Genomic DNA, 3925 nt, shown 5'->3' with positions numbered 1-3925 from the left:
GCGAGAACCCGAGGCTCCAAACGCGACTCTCCGGAGCGATGCCACATTCCGCCCTGTCAGGCATCGTTGTTCAGACCTTCCCTAATGCTGCTGACAAGCGCGGACACACAAACGCAAACGAGTGAAAGCAGGACCAAGAGCAGTAGCACAGTTTTCGCCATTCAGGACATCGGTGCGGCGAGCCGTCAAGTCAACGGTGGCCCAAACAGTGGCGGCATTACCACAATGCCCTACAGCGAGGGGCGTGGAACCAATGATGCAGATAGGCAGGTTGTTGGCCAGACTGGTAGCAGCATCAGTGGGCAACAAATCACGCTAATCAGTAGGCAAGGCGATATTGCGCTACAGGGCGCAAATATTGCCGCAGAAGCTGCAGTCAATTTGATCGCCCAGAAGGGCGGGATCGAGCTGCTGCCAGGCATGGCGACTCAAAACTGGCAAGAGACGCAGCGGCAGATGCAGTTCGGTGACCTGGGTGGCGATGGCTACTCCGGCACCGTTGGTATTCGCAAGGAGCTCCACGTTGTTGATGGAAGTAGCACCGATCAGAACAGTCTACGCACTCAATTGAGCAGCTTAAAGGGAGATGTGAATGTTCTTGCCAAGCAAGATCTAGTGGCCAAGGGCGCCGACATCTTCGCCGGCAACGATGTGACGCTTTCCGGTCGAAATGTCCTTCTGGATGCTGCAACGAATACCGCAAAACAGGTTGAATCACATCGTGTGACCCAGTACGGTGTGACCGCTGCACTATCGGGATATGCCGTCGAAGCTGCGCGTGCGGCGGAGGCTGCAGGCAAGGCGCAGGATGAAGGCGATGAGCGGATGGCGGCGCTGTACGCGGCGCAGGCGGGCTATGCTGCAAACGATGCTGTACAGAGCGGCGCCGCAGCAAAGGTGACCGTCAGCGTTGGCGGAGGCGTTCAGGAGAGCGAGTCCAGCTACCTCGATACTAAGGCGCAGGGCAGTACGGTCAATGCTGGCCGTAATGTCACGATACTTGCGAACGGTGACGGTACGAAAGACGCCGACGGCTACGCTGCCAACGGCGATATCACTTCGAAGGGCACCCAAATCAGAGCGGGAAATGCGGTGGCGCTAGACGCTGTCCGTGATATCAATCTCCTTTCGGCTATTAGTAGCAGCGACCAATCCAGCAAATACGACGCTCACAATGCCAGTATCGGGGTCGGCTTTGGTCTAGGTGGGTCGCAGAACGGATTTACCATTGAACTAGCGGCCTCGCGTGCACTTGGCGAGAGTCAGGGCCTGTCGGCAACCAATCAATTGACAGAGGTTCAAGCAGGCAACGTACTCCTGATCAATAGTGGGCGCGACGCGACATTAAAAGGCGCTCAGGCAATCGGTAACACCGTGGTTGCAGATGTCGGCCGCAACCTCTCGCTCACCAGCACACAAGATCAGCAAAATTATGATCAGAATGACCGTAGCGGCGGCTTAAACCTTAGCCTTTGTATCCCCCCAATTTGCTATGGATCAAGCTATGGCAGCGCCAGCGTCGGTCAGACCAAGATCGATAGCAATTACAACGCAGTCAATGGTCAAACCGGTCTTGCTGCCGGCAACGGCGGCTACTCCATCAATGTGGGTAACCACACGCAACTTGATGGTGCTGTTCTTGCAAGTACGGCAATCCCTGAAAAGAATCTGCTCTCGACAGAGAGTCTTGGTGTTACGGAGCTAAAAAATCGAGCGGGCTATAGTGCCAATACTTTTAACTATTCAGCGAGCGCAGGTGGCTCGATAGGCGATCAAAGCGGGGGGCAGCCAGGTAGTACTGGAGCAAGTGAGACCACGTGGGGAGGGGGCACCGGACGTCCTGGTCTAGGCATTCCGCAATCTGAGTCAACCAGTAGCACAACGCGCAGCGATATTGCTGCGGGCTCTGTCATCGTGCGCAATGGTGATGCCTCTGCGTTAGCTGGCTTGGATCGCACCGCAACAAGTATCCAACTGGAAGGGCTTAAAAACAGGTTCGACGTCGAGGAAGTGCAGAAGGATTTGATCGCGGGCCAGATCGCAAGCGAAGTGGGCTTTCGTACCGCTGGCTCGATTGCCGACGCGATTGCGAACGCGAAGGGAAAAGAGTGGCAGGAAGCAGAAGACGCGCTAGCGCAAGCAGAAAAGAGTGGTGACCAGACGGCAATCAGTGAGGCAACTCAGCGGGCCGATGCTGCCAGAAGCAGTCTTGGCCAATGGCTGGATGGCGGTGCGGCGAAGGTAACGCTGCATACCTTGGTGGGCGCGCTGTCTGCTGCGCTGGGTAATGGTGACGTTCTTGGAGGTGCCTTGGGCGCGGGTGCTGCTGAGGCGGTACGGCCAGCCACCGCAGGCCTGGGACCTGGTGCGCAGCAATTCATTAGTGCCGTTGTAGGAGCCATTAGTGGCGGTGGAAGTGGCGCGGCTACGGCGCTGGCAGGCGAGCAGTTCAATCGCCAATTGCATCCTGTCGAATTGTCTTTCGTTCGCAGCAAGTCTGATGAGTACACCAGCATATGTGGCTGTAGTAAGCAGGAGGCAGAGCGTCTGCTGATGCGTGGTGCGCTGTACGCAAACGATCAGGATTGGCAGAGTCTGCTGACGCTTTACACACCCGAGCAGGTGCAAAGCTACAAGGTTGCACAAAGCTGGCTGTTGACAGAAGCAAATGCTAATGGCGCCCACCTAACGTACGTGGACGAGCGTGGCGTCACCATGAATGCATTCAAGAGCACCACCGAGGATTTCAAGAATCAAGAGCTGTATGCAGTTCAAGCGTTCGCCGACAGCACCGGCAGGAATCTGTACTTCAATGCCGCTAATGTCCGCCTCGTAGAAGACGCAAGCTTCAGTGAGTTGATGCGGGCTTACACGCAAAACCCAACTGAAGAAGCCAGGCAGGCTTTGCTAGGGTTCAAGGACGGAGCCGGCGGCTTGGTCGACCTAGTGAACCCCAAGACATGGTTGTCCATGCAGACGCTGCAGTGGTCGATGCTTCATGATCCAGAGGGGACCAGCAAGAAGATCGCCAATGGACTCGCTGGCGAAGGCGGAAAGCTGATTGCCAATGTCTTGGTCGACTATACGCAGAAGGATCTGCAGGCATTTCGAGACGCAAAGGCGTACGCGACTGGAGCGCTTGCATTTGAAGCATTGGCTGAGATTGCAACGGCAGGAGCTATCAGTGCAGTAAATGTCGCAAAGATGACGACTCGCGCTGGAAAAGCCGCGGCTGAGATCGCGTCAGAAGTTGAAAGGACGGCTGATTTTGTTGAAGCCGTCGACGCCACAACGCAGGTTGGTACAAAATCGCAGGAATTTATATCCGATGCAGTACGGGGAATCGAGATATCTGTTCCTTTAGAAATTCCTGAAGGATATAGCCGACTGAAGTCAGCCGGCGCTATGGCAAACGAGATAGGTGGGCTGCCAACAGGATATCGACGCTTACTTAATTCTGATGGTGAAGTTGTTATTCAATCTCCAAATGGGATTGTGATATCGTCTGATGACGTAATTGACGAGATTGGAAATGCCTTTTCAGATCTGAAAAATTTTAGGTCTGAATTGGGGTTGGCAGAAGCCGGTACATCGAAGGATAAGTCCACAATTGCAAAAATGACCGTAGACGGCGAAGATGTGTATGGTATAAATGCTCATGGTCAACCCGTCGCGGGCGTCAATAACATATCCAGGACGCATGCAGAGATAGATGTGCTTAATCAACTAAAAAATAAGGGTGGGAATTTGAGCGGCAGGAGTCTAACCATGTATGTAGATAGGCAGCCCTGTTTGGCATGTGGACGGAATGGCGGTATAAGAACTATGGTCCGACAGTTGGGTGATACGCCCAGGGTTTCCTAGACATCTCATGGCCATGGAAAATGGTCGATTCGGAGGTGTCTATGAGCAGCAAGCGGTATAC

The 3925-nt window shown here is 54.5% G+C and carries 1 protein-coding gene; it reads left to right on the top strand.

From position 1 onward, the window contains the following. Positions 1-84 precede the first annotated feature (84 nt). Complete coding sequence (locus tag XcodCFBP4690_RS21965; protein WP_104544378.1) at positions 85-3864, top strand: hemagglutinin repeat-containing protein; 3780 nt, start codon at positions 85-87, stop codon at positions 3862-3864. The last annotated feature ends 61 nt before the right edge of the window (positions 3865-3925 follow it).

The organism is Xanthomonas codiaei, from assembly GCF_002939785.1.
Lineage (GTDB): Bacteria > Pseudomonadota > Gammaproteobacteria > Xanthomonadales > Xanthomonadaceae > Xanthomonas > Xanthomonas codiaei.
Note: the sequence above shows the minus strand (reverse complement) of the source record. Positions and strands in the feature narration are given on the sequence as shown.